This is a genomic window from Cyanobium sp. Alchichica 3B3-8F6 (assembly GCF_024346435.1).
Taxonomy (GTDB): Bacteria; Cyanobacteriota; Cyanobacteriia; order PCC-6307; family Cyanobiaceae; genus Cyanobium_A.
In genome coordinates, this window is record NZ_JAGQCZ010000002.1 from 1 (window position 1) to 15,455 (window position 15,455).

Here is a 15,455-nt window from a genome sequence, read left to right on the forward strand (position 1 = left end):
CGATGGCCGGCCTTCTGAGGCGTAAAGCGCGCAGAAGGTGGGATTGAGCCGATCGAGGGCCTGATCGGCCAGTTTCCGGATCCGCCGCAGTGGATGACTGGCCGGGATCCGCTCCTCGATCGACACGCAGGAGAACAGAGAGCCGCTGCGCTCCCGGTGACCTCGCACCTCAGGTGGGCAGTTGGCCCATTGTCACGCGGGCTGGGTTTTTCAGCAAACTCTTAGAGAGGCCGGTGCGGTACACGCTCTGACCGGTGATGAAGGCGGATCGGCCGGCAGTGCAGCTCTGCTCGGCGTAGTAGTGGATAAACTTGGCGCCTTCTTTGGCCACCCGGTCGATGTTGGGGGTCTCATACCCCATCAGCCCGTGGCTATAGCAGCTGAGGTTGCTCTGGCCGATGTCATCGCCCCAGAGAATGAGAATGTTGGGCTTTCCGTTGGGCATGGGAGTGAGAGGAGGCAACTGCACCTCCTCGAAGGATGGTGATAGGCACTTCCGACTGCAGCAGATTCGTGCACTTCTTCACACCCAATTTCAAAGAGAAAAACATTGGCGCGAACGCTAAACTTCGGCGCAAACCGCAAAGCCATCGATGGGTGGATTGGGTCTGGCCCGATCAGGCCTGCCGCAGCCGTTGCCAATGCAAAAACGGAATCGAGAGCAGCACAGTGATGAGTAAATACATCAGGATGCCCAGCTTTACCGCAGGCACCTCCGGGGCATACGTTCCAGCCAGCAGGAGCGCCAGGCCGGGATTGCGCATCGAGGTCACCAAGGCCAGGGTGACCCGCTGCTGAGGATCCCGATCGGCCAGGCCATAGCCCAACGCCAAGCTGATCAACACCAAGGCCCCCATCACGGGTAGGGCCACAAGATTGGCGCCGACATAGGTGGTCAATAGCGGTGCCGTCTTGGCCAACACCACCAGCACCAGGAGCAGCAACAGCACATTGGCGATCCGATCAAGGGGTGCCTCCAGGCGACTGGCCCACTGGGGCGCAAAGCGCCGCAGCAGCAGTCCAAGCAGGAGCGGCACCAGCTGGGCCAGCGCCACCTGGCCTGCCACATGGCGCGCCTCAATCGCCCAACCGGACACCCCGAAGATGCGGGTGATCAGGATCGCCAACAGGGGAATCGACAGGATCGCCACCAGGGCGGCCCCCACCTGAAGCAGGGCCGCCAGGGAGCGATCGCCCCCCTGCTTGCCAGCCTTGCGCAGCAGTAACGGTGCACTCGGACTCACCGCCATCAGGGCGATGGCAAAACGGGCAGGCTGGGACAGGCTCAGGGTGGCCGGCCACAGCAGCAACGCAACCGCCGCCAGGGGCACCAGCACGCAAGTACCCAGCAGACCTCGCAGCAACACGCCGCGCTGCTGCTGCCAGCGGCTGAAGCCATCCAGTGGCAGGCCTACCCCCAGGGCAAACATGATCGTGAACAGGGTGGCCGGAACCAATACAGACGGGGAAGGAGCCATCGACACAGAACGCGAGCGGTGGAAATCAAGCGGCTGAAACGGGTGGACTCAGCTGTTGGAGCGCACCGTGATCAGCACGAGTGCCACCACACCGATCAGGGTGATAAGAACCGCGGTGGCCGCCGCCAGCTGAGGCTTGTTGCGGTAGACGTAGTCGTCGTGCTGGAGACGGCGCAATTCCCGGCGGTATTGCACCGTGGCGCCCGCCATTGACAGCACGCCGGTGATCATGAAAGCCGCCGCCACCAATTGCACGCCGCGTTCCACCTGAACGCCGTTGTCCGCCGTGGCGCGATCAATGGCGGCAATGATCTTGTCGAGACCGAACCCGAAACTGATCAACGACAGACAGGTGCGAATCCAAGCCATCAAGGTGCGCTCCGCCGCATCACGGTTGCGCTGCTTGGCCAGTTCGTTGGTGAGGTTCATCAGTGCCGCTCCGCCACGGCGCCGAGCAGGCGACTGGGATGGGCCCGCGGAGAACAACTGACCGATCCAGGCATTGCCGTGGATGCACGCAGGACCCTCAGGCTAAGGAGGGCGCCTGAGAGCGTCAGCCTCGCTGGCGCTTTTGCAAAGAGCTGCGCGCGGATCAGCGCGCACGCGCGGACCTATTCCTCCGCCGCACAACTGGGGCAGAGGGCCCGCACATTGAGCACACACTCCAGCAGGCGAAAACGATGGTGCACAGCGGCCTGTTCGCCGGCCTGGAGCACCTCGGCGTTCTCAAACTCTTCGGTGCGGCCGCAGCGCACACACACGAGGTGGTGATGGTCGCGGTGGGCATCGCTGGCGAGCTCAAAGCGACGCCCCCCCTCGGGCAGCTCCAATTCCTGCAACAACCCCATCGAGCTCAGCAGCCGCAGGGTGCGATACACGGTGGCCAGAGACACCCGCTCCTCACTGCGCAGCAGGCGCTGGTGCACCTCTTCGGCGCCCAGATGGCTGCCCTCACCGATGCGCTCAAACAGGGCCAGCACGCGCTGGCGCTGGGGGGTCAGCCGCTGGCCACGATCGTGGAGACTGTTGCGCAGGCTGGGTTCGGCGGGCAACGCAGCGTCCTCAGGCTTCTCAACAATAAACACAGTTGCGAAGAGATGCCATGGGGTGCAGGGCCCGGGTGATGGCCCTCGATCGGGCCTGCGCCCTCCCCACTCCCCAACCGGCGCAGGCAGACTGAACCATTCCCACCGGTCGCGCGCCGCCATGCCCACCCAAGCCGCCGTTCAGGCCTATTACGGCCAGGAGCTGAGCTGCACGGCCGACCTGAAAACCAGCGCCTGTTGCGATGCCGATGCGGTGCCCGACTGGCTACGGCCCCTGCTGGCCCGCATCCACCCGGATGTGCTGGCCCGCTACTACGGCTGCGGGCTGATCTGTCCGCCGCTGCTGGAGGGCTGTCGCGTCCTCGACCTGGGGAGTGGTTCCGGCCGCGACGTCTACGCCCTGGCCCAGTTGGTGGGACCCTCCGGCTCGGTGGTGGGGGTCGACATGACCGCGGAGCAACTGGCGGTGGCCCGGGAGCACTTGGCCTTCCATGCCGAGCAATTCGGCTACGCCAATGTGTCGTTCCTCGAGGGCACCATCGAAGCGCTCGACCAGCTACCCCTGGAGCCTGGCAGTTTCGATGTGGTGGTGAGCAACTGTGTGCTCAACCTCTCCACCGACAAAGCCGCGGTGCTGCGGGGTGTCAAACGGCTGCTCAAGCCGGGCGGCGAGATGTATTTCTCCGACGTCTACGTGGATCGGCGCCTACCGGAGGCGGTGCGGCGCGATCCAATGCTCTATGGCGAATGCCTCGGCGGCGCCCTCTACTGGAACGACTTTTTGCGCCTGGCCCGCGAGGCCGGCTTCATCGACCCGCGGCTGGTGGCCGATCGCGAGATCCAGATCACCGACCCGGCCCTGGCACCGCTGGTGGGCGAAGCCCGCTTCTTCTCGGCCACCTATCGCCTCTTTCACATCGCCGAGCTGGAAGATGCCTGCGAAGACCATGGCCAAGCGGTGATCTACCGGGGCACGATCCCCCATCACCCCCATCGCTTCGACCTCGATGGCCACCACGCCATCGAGACCGGGCGCGTGTTCCCGGTGTGCGGCAACACATTCCGGATGCTGCAGGCCACGCGCTTCGCCCCCCACTTCAGCTTCATCGGCGACTTCAGCCGCCACTACGGTCTGTTCCCCGGCTGTGGCAGCAGCCTGCCCTTCGGCACAACGGGCGACGGGCAGGCCTCAGGGAGCTGTTGCTGAGCTCTGGGGCAGCCGCGGCCGATCCAGCCGGGCCGTGAGCGCCGCCAACAGATCGGCGAGCGTCACCACCAGCCGGTAGCTGATCGCGATCGCCAGCAGGGGCGCCTCAGGAATCGCAAAACCCAGGCGCAGCAGCAGCACCGCCTCAAACACCCCAAGGCCGCCGGGGGCCCCGGGCACCACCAGTCCGGCGGTCCAGGCCACCGCGAAACCCGCGAGCCAGCCGCCCCAGCCGAGGCTGTAGGAGAGGTCGAAGGCCTGCACGCAGCAGGCGAAACCGGCAAAGCGCAGCAGCACAAAGCCCAGCTGCACCAGCAGGAGGGGCCAGGGATAGGCGCGAATGGGTGGTGCCCCTGCGGCGGTTTCGCTGTCCATCCCCAGCTCCGGTGCCCTACGGCGCTCCAGGCGGCTGAGCACCGGGTTGAGCCAGCGGGGCATGAGCAGCGCCAGGGGCAGCCAACAGAGCAGGGCCAGGCCGTGTTGCCAGCCGCCAGCTGCCACCAGCGCCAAGGCCGCCACCGCCGCCACCAGGGGATCGAGCAGCACCGCCGCCAGGGCCAGCCCCCCCGGGGCAGGCGCCTGCAACGGGGCCTCAGCGCTGCGCAGCAGCTGCACCCGGCTGGTGAGGTGCCAAATGCCACCGGGCAAATACTTGCGCAGGTTGGTGTCGAGGTAGGCGCGCACCAGCTCTGGCCAACGGGGGCGCTGCCCCAGCCAGCGCAGCACCACCCCCAGGGCCAGCCCGTTGGCAGCCAGGCTCAGCAGGCTGACGCCCACCCCGAGCAGCAGCCACAGCCATCCCTGGCCGTCGAGGCTGAGCTGGAGCAGCTGGCGGCCGTGGCCCGCCAGGGCCGCCAACAGGAACCCGAAGCTCAGCAAGCTGATCCACAGCTTTACGCCCCCGGGAACAGGTGGCAGGGCCCCCAACCAACCCCCCAGCCGGGCAGCCAGACGCGCCAGCCCACCCCGGCAGCGCTGAACCAGAGCGTGGAACGAAGGCGGAAGCATCAAGGCTGGGGAGGGGGGAGGGAGTCGAGGGCCGATTGCACCATGGCCCGCACCTGATCGATCCCCAGTGTGTGCTGGCGCGCCAGGGCGACCAGGTCGTCGTGTTCTGCTTTGCTGCGCCAGCGCCCATCGGGCAGCTGGGCCTGCTTGACCCGCACCGGCCCCAGGGGCGTGGCCAACTCCAGACTGCGGCGCTGCAGCGCCCAGCGGCTCTGCAGCTGCTCCCGCACCCCCAGGGTGGTGCTGTGCCGCCACCACACCGCCCGCAACCCCTCAGCCCGCTCCGGTGGCACCAGGGCCGTGAGCAGCTGAGCCGCCCGCCCCTTCTTCATGGCGATCGGCTGGCTGAACACCTCCACAGCCCCGCCCCGACGCAGCTCTTCGCTCAGGAAGGCGAGATCTTCGGGCGTGGCGTCGTCGATCTGGGCCTGCTGCAGGAGCACGGTTTCAAGCTGGGGGGTGCTCTGGTGCTGGTGGGTACTGGAATCAAACCTGCCGCCATCGGCCAGGCTGAGCCGCAGCAGGTTGGGGCGGTTCAAGGTCCTTGAGCCCAGCCCCACCCCCACCTGACGGGGCACATGGGTCGGGGGCTGGCCAAAGCGCGTGGCCCAGCAGGCCGCCAGGGCAAGGCCCGTGGGGGTGGTGAGTTCCCCGGGGGGAAAGCCCCTGGCCGAAGCCAAAGGAATCGCCCGCAAGCGGGCCAGCTCCAGCACGGCAGGCGCCGGCAGGGGCAGGGTGCCGTGGGCGGTAGCCACCTCGCCGTGGCCCGCCGGCGGCGGGCTGCACACCAGCTCTCCCACGCCGAAGTGCAGCAGGCCAGCACACACGCCTACCACGTCCACCAGGGCATCGAGGGCTCCCACCTCGTGAAAGTGCACCTGCTCGGGGCTATGGCCATGCACCGCCGCCTCTGCCGCCGCCAGCAAACCAAACACCTCCAGCACCCGCTGCTTCAGCGGCACCGGCCAGGGGGCCGCCTGCAGCTGACCGCGCAGCTCGCCCCAATGGCGATGGGGCGGCTGCGGCTCCAGGCTCACCACCGCCAGGTGCAAACCGCGCAGGCCTCCGCTGCGGCGCTCCTCCTGCTCCAGCCGATAGGCCTCGGCCAGGCCCAGGGCCGCCAGGGGACGATGGATCTCCGCCTCGGGCAGCCCCAGATCCAGTAGGGCCGCCAGCAGCATGTTGCCGGCCAGACCGGTGGGCGCATCCAGCAGCGCCAGCGTCATTCAGGCCTCTCCGGCCTGGGAGCGCCCTAGCCGCGGGGCCAGGGCCAGCAGGGCTTCGGCCTCCGCCTGCAACTCCACCTGGAGGCTCCGCAGGTGCTGCTCCACCTCACGGCGGGCCCGGCGCTGTTCCCGTTGGGCCGACTCCACATCGTGGCCGGAGAGGCCCCAGAGCCGGCCCAGCAGGGCGCGATCGTCGGAGCCGCCAACGCTCTGGCCATAGATCAGCTGCTCGGCCACCATGCCCGCCTGCAGCACCCGGCTCCAGCGGCGCAGCTCTTCAGGGGGCAACTTGGCGTGGGCCGGCGGCTCCAGCTCGGTGCTGCCGCTGGTGTTGAGGCCGGCGCGCAGGCAAGCCAAGGAACCCACCAGCACCTGCCGCACTGGCATCGCCTCCTGCCGTGCCACCAACAGGTGGCCGGCCTCATGAATGGCAATCCGCCGCAGCCTCGCCTGCCCCCCCGGCAGGGCCTCGGCCAGCACATGGCCGCCACGGCCGCCGAAGCGGGCTGCATCCAGGGTGAGGCCGCCCATGCCGACGGCGACCACTCCGGTGATCAGCCAGGGCGACAGCCCCAGGGCCGGCCCCAGGATGGCCGCCAAACTCACCAGGGCCACGGCGAGGCCAGCCGCCAGGGGTTTGGTCATGGCTGGTTGCTCATGACTGGTGGGTTGTGGTTGGCGGCCCCGATCGTTCACCTAGGGCGCCGGCCGGCTGACGGCACTGTTGCGCTGCCCGCCGGTGTGACCACCACCCTGGCTGGCCGCGGGGGGACGCCCCTTGCCACCTTTGCCACCCTTGTTGGCCGAGCCCCCATCGCGGCGCCCCTTGCCACCCCGGTTGCCCCGCTGGGCCACCGGACCGATCACCTCAAAGCTCTCCATCTGGAGCAGCTGACCCTGACGGCGCAGGTTGAGGGCCACGAAGTGGCGCAGGTGCTCCAGGGGCAGCTCCCCCTTGAGTTGCAGCTTGAAGGGCACCGGCTTGCTGCCATCGGGGCGGGGCATCACCCGCACCTTCACCACCAGGTCGCCGGTTTCGGGCCGGGTGTAAATCAGCTCGCCCCTCACCGAGAAGTAGTCGTCGCCTTCCGGCAGGGCATCGGCAGCGCTCTCGGTTGCGACTGGCTTCGTCGAAGCCACCTCCTCAGCAGGCGCCTCGGTCTCCTCGCCGGCAGCCAGGGTGCTGGGCTCCCAGACACCCACCATTTGCAGGTGCAGCCCCTCCTCCTCGCGAGAGCGGGGATACACCACCCACAGATGGGGTTCCTCCAGGTTGAGATGGCGCCGCATCAGGGTGAGCAGGCGGCCCAGCACAACAGCCTCAAGCTCGGTGCCATCCGCAGTGCGAATCACCCCGCGGGTGAGCTGCTCAGCGTCGGTCGGCACGTACACGCCACGCACCACGCCAATGGCCCGGTACTGCGTGGGTTCGGTGACCGGAGAAATCGGGTGTTGGCGCATGAGCCCAACATTAATTGGCCCTAGGTCGAGGGACGCGGGGCAGACTGGACATCCCCGCATCCCCTGCGCCGATGCCGCCCGCTCCTGACCGCTCCGGCATCTGGATAGGGGCGGCCGCAGCCGGATTCGGAGCCCTGTGCATCGCCGGTGGCTGGTGGTTGGGCCAGCTGCAAAGCGGAGCCACTGGAATCGATGCCAGCCGCCAGGGCTTGGAGCGCCAGGCTTCCGGGCTGCAGCAGCGCCTCGACCAGGGCGAGGCCAGCGAGGCCGAGCAGCAGCGCCTGCTGGAGCTGCTGGTGGCCCTCAACCGCAAGGCGGAAGCCACGGCGCTGCTGGAGCAGCTGGCCGATCAGCGACCCCAGCAGTGGTCGCTGCGGTTGTTGTTGGCGGAACTACGCCGCGACCAACAGGACCGCAGCGGCGCCGAACGGGAGGTGCGGCAACTGCTCAATCTGCGGCCCGACCAGATCGAAGGCCTGCAATTGATGGCCCTGCTGCAGCTGGAAACCGGGCGGGGCGCCCAGGCCCAGAGCCAGCTGGAGGCCGCCCTGACGCGGGCCAGCAAACCCCAACTCAAACCAGAGGCCCTGCCCATCGGCCTGCTGCTGGCCAACGTGCTGCACAAGCGCAGCCAACCCAGCCAGGCCGAATCCCTGCTGCTGAAGCTGGCGGCGAGCTTTCCGACCGACCAGCGCCCGCTGCTGGCGCGGGCCATGCTGCAGCAGGAACGGGGCGACACCAAGGGCGCCCAGGAGTCGTTGGCCCTGGCCCGGGCCCGCAAGCCTGGCCCCAGCGACCCGCAGCTGGATCAGGTGGCCGCCGCCTGGGGCCTGGCGCCACTCAAGGCCCCTTCACCGTCGCTGCCGGCGAAGCCGACGCCGGCGGCGACGGCTGGGAGTGAAAATCCCTGAGGGCGGCATCCACCGCATCACCCGGCTGGGTGGCGTCGTCCATGGCCGTGGCCCGACGCAGCTTGTTCATCAGGTCGATCGGATTGGCAGAATCCAGCACCGATCCACCCCGAGCGGGGCCGGTGCCGTAATCGAGCTCCCGTTGCTGCTGGGGGCTGCTGATGGTTTGGCCGTAGCCCTTCTCCTGGGCCAGGGCGGATTCAGCTCCGGTGACCAGCAAAACGCTGGCTCCCAAAAGGCTTGCAGTGGAAAATCCCAAAACCGTGCCGATCAAAACAGGGAAGCGCACAGCAGGCATGGTGGGCACCTCTCCGGATTGCTCGGATACTCATCTTAGTTGCGCCTCTTCAGGCCCATGCGGATCGCCACTTGGAACGTCAACTCCGTGCGCACCCGCCTGGATCAGGTGCTGGCCTGGTTGGAGCAGGAACGGCCCGACGTGCTCTGCCTGCAGGAAACCAAGGTGACCGATGAGCTGTTTCCCCAGCAGGCCTTCGAGGCCCTGGGCTACAGCGCGGCAATCAGCGGCCAGAAGGCCTACAACGGCGTCGCCATCCTCAGCCGCCTGCCCCTCGAGAACGTGCAGATCGGCTTGGACGCCCTGTTGCCCAACGACCAGGAGGCCCCGGGACTGAGCGAGCAGAAACGGGTGATCAGTGCCCTGATCGACGGCATCCGGGTTCTGAATCTCTATGTGCCCAACGGCAGCTCCCTCACCAGCGAGAAATACGCCTACAAGCTGGAGTGGCTGGCCTGCCTGCAGCGCTATCTAGACGCACAGGACCAGCAGGGCGATCCGCTCTGCATGGTGGGCGACTTCAACATCGGCCCCGAGGCCCGCGACATTCACGATCCCGATCGCCTCAGCGGCGGCATCATGGCCAGCGACGCCGAGCGCACGGCCCTGCAGGCGGCGCTGGGTGAGCGGCTCAGCGACGTGTTCCGGGTGTTCGAGCCCGAGAGCGGCCACTGGAGCTGGTGGGACTACCGCACCGGCGCCTGGGACCGGGACCGGGGCTGGCGGATCGACCACATCTACCTCTCCGAGGAGCTGATGGACTGCGCCACCGGCTGCGTAATCCACAAGGCCACCCGGGGCAACGAACAACCCAGCGACCACGCGCCGGTGGTGGTCAACCTGGTGTGGCCACCCGAAGACGACGAGGGCGACGAAGACGACAACGACAACGACAACGAAAACGAAAACGACAACGCGCTCTAGCGGCGGCGGCGCTCAGAACACCGGCAGGTGAGCCAGGGCCTCGTCGGCGCTGCGTCGCCGTGCCGACTCGCCGCAGCTGCGGGGAGTGGGGAAGATCTTGCCGGGGTTGGCCAAGCCGTGCGGATCAAAGGCCAGGCGCACCAGCTTCATGGTGGCCAGGTCGTCGGGGCTATACATCCAGTCGAGATAGCAGCGTTTGTCTGCACCCACGCCGTGCTCGCCGGTGATGCTGCCGCCGGCATCCACGCACAGCCGCAGGATTGCGGCGCCGAGGGCCTGCACCCGCTCCTGAATGCCGGGCTCCTGGCTCGAATAGAGGATCAGCGGGTGGAGGTTGCCGTCGCCGGCATGGAACACGTTGGCCACCGGCAATCCGTGGCTGGCGCTGAGCTCCTCGATTGCCGCCAGCACCCGGGGCAGGGCGCTGCGGGGTACGACGCCGTCCTGGAGGTAGTAGCTGGGAAAGCGGCGCCCCAGGGCGGAGATCGCCGACTTGCGGCCCTTCCACAGCAGGGCCCGCTCCTGCTCATCGGTGGCCTGGCGCACGGTGCGGGCCCCCGCCTGGTGACAGAGCTCGGTGGCCAGCTCCACCGCCGCCGTCACCTCCCGCTCCTGCCCGTCCAGCTCGATCAGCAGCAGCGCCGCCGCATCACGGGGGTATTCATCCACACCGAAGTAATCGTTCACCGCCTCAATCGTGAGGCGATCCATCATTTCCATGCCCGCGGGCAACATCCCTGCCGCGGTGACCAGTCGCACCGCTTCTCCTGCCGCTTCCATGCTGGTGAAATCGGCGAGCAGCACCGCCACGCTCTGGGGAGCCCGCAGCAGCCGCAGGGTGATCGCCGTGGCGATACCCAGGGTGCCCTCACTACCGATGAAGGCACCGCGCAGGTCGAGCTCGGGGGTTTCGTCGAGCGCGCTGCCCAGGGTGGTGACGCTGCCATCGGGCAACACAACCTCCAGCTCCAGCACGTGGTTGCTGGTGACGCCGTACTTGAGGCAGTGCACGCCGCCGGAATTTTCAGCCACATTGCCGCCGATGCTGCAGGCCACCTGGCTGGAGGGGTCAGGGGCGTAATAAAAGCCATCGCCGGCCACCGCCCGCGTCACCCAGCTGTTGATCACGCCGGGCTGCACCGTGATGCGGCGGTTGACGAGATCCAGCGCCAGCACCTGGCGCATGCGGCTGGTGACAATCACCAGGGCCTCGGTTTCAGCCACGGCGCCGCCGGAAAGGCCGGTGCCGCTGCCCCGGGCCACAAACGGCACCCCCTGCTGGTGGCAGAGCCGCACCACAGCAGCCACCTGATCTGTCGTCTCCGGAAGCACCACCAGGCGCGGCTGGTGGCGGGTCAGGGTGAGGCCGTCGCAGTCGTAGGCCAGCAGCTCCTGGCGGGCCGACACCACGGCACGGGAGGGCAACAACCGCCGCAGGTGCCGCTCCAGCTCTGGCCAGTTGACGCTCAGGAGATCCGTAGCAAGCCCCCTGAACTTACCGAGGAAGCACAGGGGCCGGTTTTAGGTCAGGATGGTTGGCGGTTTTCACCCTCCGCGGATCCCGCCTTGACCTCGGCTCCTGTTTCGGCTCCTGTGCATCACACCACCCGGTCCCAGGAACTCTTCAGTGCTGCCCAGAAGCTGATGCCAGGCGGCGTGAGCTCACCGGTGCGGGCCTTCCGCTCCGTGGGCGGTCAGCCGATCGTGTTTGACCGGGTCAAGGGTGCCTACGCCTGGGACGTGGACGGCAACCGCTACATCGACTACATCGGCAGCTGGGGGCCCGCCATCTGCGGCCATGCCCACCCTGAGGTGATCGCCGCCCTGCATGCCGCCCTCGACAAGGGCACCAGCTTCGGCGCCCCCTGCGAGCTGGAGAACACCCTTGCCGCCATGGTGATCGACGCGGTGCCGTCGGTGGAGATGGTGCGCTTCGTGAACAGCGGCACCGAAGCCTGCATGTCGGTGCTGCGTCTGATGCGCGCTTTCACCGGCCGCGAAAAGATCATCAAGTTCGAGGGCTGCTACCACGGCCACGCCGACATGTTCCTGGTGAAGGCCGGCTCCGGGGTGGCCACCCTGGGCCTGCCGGATTCGCCGGGCGTGCCGCGCACCACCGCCGCCAGCACCCTCACGGCCCCCTACAACGACCTCGAAGCGGTCAAGACGCTGTTCGCCGAGAACCCCGGTGAGATCGCCGGCGTGATCCTTGAGCCCGTGGTGGGCAACGCCGGCTTCATCACCCCAGAGCCCGGCTTCCTGGAGGGCATCCGGGAGCTCACCAAAGACAACGGCGCCCTGCTGGTGTTCGACGAGGTGATGACCGGCTTCCGCATCAGCTACGGCGGCGCCCAGGCCAAGTTTGGGATCACCCCTGATCTCACCACGATGGGCAAGGTGATCGGTGGCGGCCTGCCGGTGGGCGCCTACGGCGGCCGGGCCGACATCATGAGCATGGTGGCCCCGGCCGGCCCGATGTATCAGGCCGGCACCCTGAGCGGCAACCCCCTGGCCATGACCGCCGGCATCAAAACCCTGGAGCTGCTCAAGCAGCCCGGCACCTACGAGCGCCTCGACGCGATCACCAAGCGTCTGATCGCCGGAATCCTCGAGGCCGCCAGCAGCGCCGGCCTGCCGATCACCGGCGGCTCGATCAGCGCCATGTTTGGCTTCTTCCTGTGCGAGGGCCCGGTGCACAACTTCGAAGACGCCAAGGCCGCCGACACAGCCCGCTTCGGCAAGCTGCACCGCGCCATGCTCGAGCGCGGCGTGTATCTGGCCCCCAGCGCCTTCGAGGCCGGCTTCACCTCCCTGGCCCACTCCGACGAAGACATCGACGCCACGATTGCAGCCTTCCGGGAGTGCTTCGCGGCGGTGGCGTGATCAACACCGTGCATCGAGGAGCATGGCTCCATAGGGAACCAACGCAGCATCAGCACTCAGCAGGGTCAAAGGCTCGCTGATCGCCTGCGCCACCAACAGGCGATCAAAAGGATCACGGTGATGGAGTGGGAGTTGCTCCAGCGTCAGGATGTGCTCCAGTGCCAAAGGGAGCACATCAAAACCAGAGGCCTCTGCCCAGTGGGTCGCCTCAGCCGCCGATACCGGCATATCGGCCCGAGCCAGCGCGTGCTTGATCGCAATCTCCCATAGTGAAATGTGGCTCAGCAGCACCTTCTCAGCCTGATCAAAGATCAGAGACCTGCTGACATCCCCAAGCCGAGCATCGTCACTGATGGCCCACAGGAAGGTGTGCGTATCAAGAAGAACGCGCATCAGCCTTGCTCGAACAGATCAGCGATCAGCGGGTTGGCTGCATCAATCGAAGCCGGCGCCACGACAATCCCTTTGGCCAAGCCCAACCGTCGCGGCCGCTGCGAAGACGCCAGGCTGGTGAGCCGGGCCACAGGGCGGCCGTTGCGTGCAATCACAACCTCCGTTTCCAGCCCTCGCTCAATCCCATCCACAAGACGGGAGAGCTGCGTTTTGGCTTCCAGCATGTTCACCGTGCGCGTTACACGGACACGTCCTTCCATGGCCCATTAACACCAGACCAGACCAAACTAGACCAGCTGACTGAGTCTGGACGTGTTGACAGGGCTCACGCCAGCGCCCAGCATCCGCACCAATGCCCTGCTGATGACGACCACCCCCCCGCCATCGACGGCTGTTCGCCAAGACAGGCTGCCCAGCGCTGGCCCGATCGAGGGCCGCCAGCGCGGAGCCCTGAGGCTGGCAGCCCTACTGGCCGCCGGCATCGGCGCCCTCGCCTGGCTGGGCCGCAGCGCGGATCCAGCCGCCAAGCCACTCCCGGCGGGCCCGCTCACGCTTGGGGCCGCCATCGCCTTCACCGGCAACGCCAACCTCTACGGCCAGGACCAGCGCATGGGTCTGGCCGTGGCCGAGCGCTGGGCCCAGCAGGCTGAAGCCCCTTCGCGACCGGTGCAGCTGCAACTAGAGGACGGTGCCTCCGATGAGCCCAGCGCCATTGCCGCCTTCAACCTGCTGATCCGCAAGGGGGTGATCGCCCTGATCGGTCCCACCCTCTCCCAGCAGGCCTTCGCGGCCGATCCAATCGCCCAGCGCCAGGGGGTGCCGGTGGTAGCCCCCTCCAACACCGCCCAAGGGATCCCCGAGATCGGCCATTTCATTAGCCGCGTGTCGGCCCAGAGCTCGGTGATCGCGCCGCTCTCGCTGGATGAGGCCCTGCGCCGCGACCCCAGCATCAAGCGCGTGGCGGTGTTCTACGCCCAGGACGACGCCTACAGCACCGCCGAGGTGGCCATCTTCCAGAAAGCCCTCGCCGCCCGCGGGCTCACCCCTGTGACAGTGCAGCGCACCCAGCTGGCCGACAACGACTTCCAGACGCCAATCACCTCAGCCCTGCCGCTGAATCCCCAGCTGGTGGTGCTGTCAGTGCAGGCGGTGGCCGGCGGCAACTTAATCCGCCAGCTGCGCGAGCTGGGCTACCGCGGCCAAATCGTGGTGGGCAACGGCCTCAACACGCCGAACATCTATCCGATCTGCCAGCGCTGGTGCGACGGCATCCTGATCGCCCAGGCCTACAGCCCCGAGCTCAACACGCCGATCAACCGCCGCTTCCTGCAACTCTTTCAACAAGCCCACGGCGATCGGCCGCCGCCGCAGATCACCGCCCAGGCCTTTGCCGCCTACCAGGTGCTGTTTGAAGCCATCCAACGGCTGGCACGCAAAGGCGGGCTCACGGGCGTGACCCTCGGCCAGGCACGCGCCAACCTGATGACCGAACTGCTCAACGGCACCTACGACACGCCACTGGGCCCGATCGGCTTCAGCCCCGAGGGTGAAGTGTTGCAGGATCGCTTTTATGTGGCCGAAGTGCGCATGGCCCCCGGCGGCCGCGACGGGCGCTTTGCCCTGGTGCGCGAGCGCACACTCACGGAGATTCAAGGGCAGGAGAGCAAGCCGTGATCGAAGCCCTGCTGCAACTCCTGCTCAATGGCGCCGCCAGCGGTGGCGTGTATGCCCTGGTGGCCCTGGGCTACACGCTGGTGTTCTCGGTGCTCGGGGTGATCAACTTCGCCCAGGGCGCCCTGTTTTCCGTGGGGGGCTATCTCACGTTTTTATTGATGGGCGGCAAGATCGGCGTCAACGGCGCCCTGCCGGGCTGGGGGTTCCCGAGCGGGCTGCCCTTCTGGTTGGCGCTGCTGCTGGCGGCGGCTGGCTCGGGCCTGATCGGCCTGCTGGTGGAGCAGGTGGCCTTCGCGCCGCTGCGACGCCGCAACGCCGAGCCCCTGCTGGCCCTGATCACCAGCCTCGGCGCTGGCGTGGTGCTGGTGAACCTGCTGCAACTGCTGATGGGGGCCGAGGGCTATGCCTTCCCCCAGAGCACCGATGCCCTGGCCGGGCTGCCGGATGTGCTGGTGATCGGCGGCGCGCGAATCCGCACAATCCAGCTCTTGCTGCTGCTGATCTCGGCCGCCGCCGTGCTCGTGCTCAGCCTCTGGCTGGAGCGCAGCAAGGGCGGCCGAGCCCTGCGGGCGGTGGCGGAAGACGCCACAACCGCCCAGCTGCTCGGCATCCCCAGCGCGGCGATGGTGCGGCTGGCATTCTTTCTCAGTGGTGCTCTGGCGGGGCTAGGCGGCGGCCTGATCGGCGTGAGCGTGAGCCTGCCGGGCCCCTACTTCGGCATCAGCTACGGACTCAAGGGGCTGGCGGTGCTGGTGCTGGGCGGGCTGGGCAGCGTGCCCGGCGCGATCGCCGGCGGGCTGCTGATGGGCCTAGCAGAAGCGCTGGTGCCCAGTGCGGCCTCCGGTTGGCGCGATGCCCTGGCCTTCGCGATTCTGTTTGCGGTGCTGCTGCTGCGCCCCAGCGGTCTGCTGGGGCGCAGCACGGTGGAGAAGGTGTGAGGAGGGCC

General features: G+C 67.7%; 18 protein-coding genes and 1 pseudogene. 6 read left to right on the plus strand and 13 right to left on the minus strand.

All coding sequences use genetic code 11. From position 1 onward, the window contains the following. The 5 genes and pseudogenes from KBY65_RS01750 to KBY65_RS01770 form a co-directional block, all read right to left on the minus strand. A pseudogene (locus KBY65_RS01750) lies at positions 1-168 on the minus strand (IS5/IS1182 family transposase); the annotation flags it as partial. A 1-nt stretch (position 169) separates the two neighbouring features. Beyond that, positions 170-445, minus strand: coding sequence for a sulfatase-like hydrolase/transferase (locus tag KBY65_RS01755; RefSeq protein WP_255000325.1), 276 nt, complete (start codon positions 443-445; stop codon positions 170-172). A gap of 172 nt (positions 446-617) precedes the next feature. After that, a complete protein-coding gene (locus tag KBY65_RS01760; protein ID WP_255000326.1) occupies positions 618-1,478 on the minus strand; it encodes a bile acid:sodium symporter family protein in 861 nt (286 codons plus the stop codon). 48 nt (positions 1,479-1,526) lie between these two features. Next, positions 1,527-1,907, minus strand: coding sequence for a YidH family protein (locus tag KBY65_RS01765; protein ID WP_094561065.1), 381 nt, complete (start codon positions 1,905-1,907; stop codon positions 1,527-1,529). Positions 1,908-2,089: 182 nt separating this feature from the next. Further along, the gene (locus KBY65_RS01770) at positions 2,090-2,530 is read right to left on the minus strand and encodes a Fur family transcriptional regulator (RefSeq protein WP_254987703.1); all 441 of its coding nucleotides are present in this window, start codon (positions 2,528-2,530) and stop codon (positions 2,090-2,092) included. Positions 2,531-2,684: 154 nt separating this feature from the next. Here KBY65_RS01770 and KBY65_RS01775 point away from each other — a divergent pair, with 154 nt between their 5' ends. After that, complete coding sequence (locus tag KBY65_RS01775; protein WP_255000327.1) at positions 2,685-3,731, plus strand: methyltransferase domain-containing protein; 1,047 nt, start codon at positions 2,685-2,687, stop codon at positions 3,729-3,731. Here the strand turns inward: KBY65_RS01775 and KBY65_RS01780 are convergent. The 4 genes from KBY65_RS01780 to KBY65_RS01795 are packed head-to-tail and all read right to left on the minus strand — an operon-like array spanning position 3,714 to position 7,426. Then, positions 3,714-4,739, minus strand: a complete 1,026-nt coding sequence (locus KBY65_RS01780; protein WP_255000328.1) for a lysylphosphatidylglycerol synthase domain-containing protein — start codon at positions 4,737-4,739, stop codon at positions 3,714-3,716. The genes KBY65_RS01775 and KBY65_RS01780 overlap by 18 nt on opposite strands. Further along, entirely contained in the window at positions 4,739-5,965 is a 1,227-nt protein-coding gene (locus tag KBY65_RS01785) for a LarC family nickel insertion protein (RefSeq protein ID WP_094561059.1), read from the minus strand. The genes KBY65_RS01780 and KBY65_RS01785 overlap by 1 nt, the downstream gene beginning before the upstream one ends. Then, positions 5,966-6,610: a hypothetical protein gene (locus KBY65_RS01790; RefSeq protein WP_094561083.1), complete on the minus strand. Its 645-nt coding sequence runs from the start codon at positions 6,608-6,610 to the stop codon at positions 5,966-5,968. A 51-nt stretch (positions 6,611-6,661) separates the two neighbouring features. Then, positions 6,662-7,426, minus strand: a complete 765-nt coding sequence (locus tag KBY65_RS01795; RefSeq protein ID WP_254987707.1) for a hypothetical protein — start codon at positions 7,424-7,426, stop codon at positions 6,662-6,664. Between the two features lie 71 nt (positions 7,427-7,497). Between KBY65_RS01795 and KBY65_RS01800 the strand changes: the two genes are divergently transcribed. After that, positions 7,498-8,337 carry a hypothetical protein gene (locus KBY65_RS01800; RefSeq protein WP_143592893.1) on the plus strand — a complete coding sequence of 280 codons (840 nt, stop codon included), beginning with the start codon at positions 7,498-7,500 and terminating at the stop codon, positions 8,335-8,337. On the opposite strand, the gene KBY65_RS01805 is transcribed toward KBY65_RS01800, so the two are convergent. Next, positions 8,267-8,557 (minus strand): hypothetical protein, encoded by a 291-nt coding sequence (locus KBY65_RS01805; protein ID WP_233128642.1) that lies wholly within the window; start codon positions 8,555-8,557, stop codon positions 8,267-8,269. The two genes, KBY65_RS01800 and KBY65_RS01805, sit on opposite strands and share 71 nt — an antisense overlap. 135 nt (positions 8,558-8,692) lie before the next feature. On the opposite strand from KBY65_RS01805, the gene xth reads away from it, so the two are divergent. After that, positions 8,693-9,559, plus strand: a complete 867-nt coding sequence (gene xth / locus KBY65_RS01810) for an exodeoxyribonuclease III (protein WP_255000329.1) — start codon at positions 8,693-8,695, stop codon at positions 9,557-9,559. Positions 9,560-9,571: 12 nt separating this feature from the next. Here xth and KBY65_RS01815 read toward each other — a convergent pair whose 3' ends face one another. Further along, positions 9,572-10,984: an FAD-linked oxidase C-terminal domain-containing protein gene (locus KBY65_RS01815; RefSeq protein WP_369802045.1), complete on the minus strand. Its 1,413-nt coding sequence runs from the start codon at positions 10,982-10,984 to the stop codon at positions 9,572-9,574. 141 nt (positions 10,985-11,125) lie between these two features. Here KBY65_RS01815 and hemL point away from each other — a divergent pair, with 141 nt between their 5' ends. Further along, entirely contained in the window at positions 11,126-12,442 is a 1,317-nt protein-coding gene (gene hemL / locus KBY65_RS01820; RefSeq protein ID WP_255000331.1) for a glutamate-1-semialdehyde 2,1-aminomutase, read from the plus strand. Here the strand turns inward: hemL and KBY65_RS01825 are convergent, their stop codons facing one another. Together KBY65_RS01825 and KBY65_RS01830 are read right to left on the minus strand one after the other, a co-directional pair. Then, positions 12,443-12,835 (minus strand): type II toxin-antitoxin system VapC family toxin, encoded by a 393-nt coding sequence (locus tag KBY65_RS01825; RefSeq protein ID WP_255000332.1) that lies wholly within the window; start codon positions 12,833-12,835, stop codon positions 12,443-12,445. After that, the gene (locus KBY65_RS01830) at positions 12,835-13,095 is read right to left on the minus strand and encodes a type II toxin-antitoxin system Phd/YefM family antitoxin (RefSeq protein WP_255000333.1); all 261 of its coding nucleotides are present in this window, start codon (positions 13,093-13,095) and stop codon (positions 12,835-12,837) included. Before KBY65_RS01830 ends, KBY65_RS01825 begins: the two co-directional genes overlap by 1 nt. 103 nt (positions 13,096-13,198) lie before the next feature. Here KBY65_RS01830 and KBY65_RS01835 point away from each other — a divergent pair, with 103 nt between their 5' ends. Next, positions 13,199-14,509 carry an ABC transporter substrate-binding protein gene (locus tag KBY65_RS01835; RefSeq protein ID WP_255000334.1) on the plus strand — a complete coding sequence of 437 codons (1,311 nt, stop codon included), beginning with the start codon at positions 13,199-13,201 and terminating at the stop codon, positions 14,507-14,509. After that, on the plus strand, positions 14,506-15,447 hold the full coding sequence (locus KBY65_RS01840) for a branched-chain amino acid ABC transporter permease (protein ID WP_255000335.1): 942 nt from the start codon (positions 14,506-14,508) through the stop codon (positions 15,445-15,447). Before KBY65_RS01835 ends, KBY65_RS01840 begins: the two co-directional genes overlap by 4 nt. The last annotated feature ends 8 nt before the right edge of the window (positions 15,448-15,455 follow it).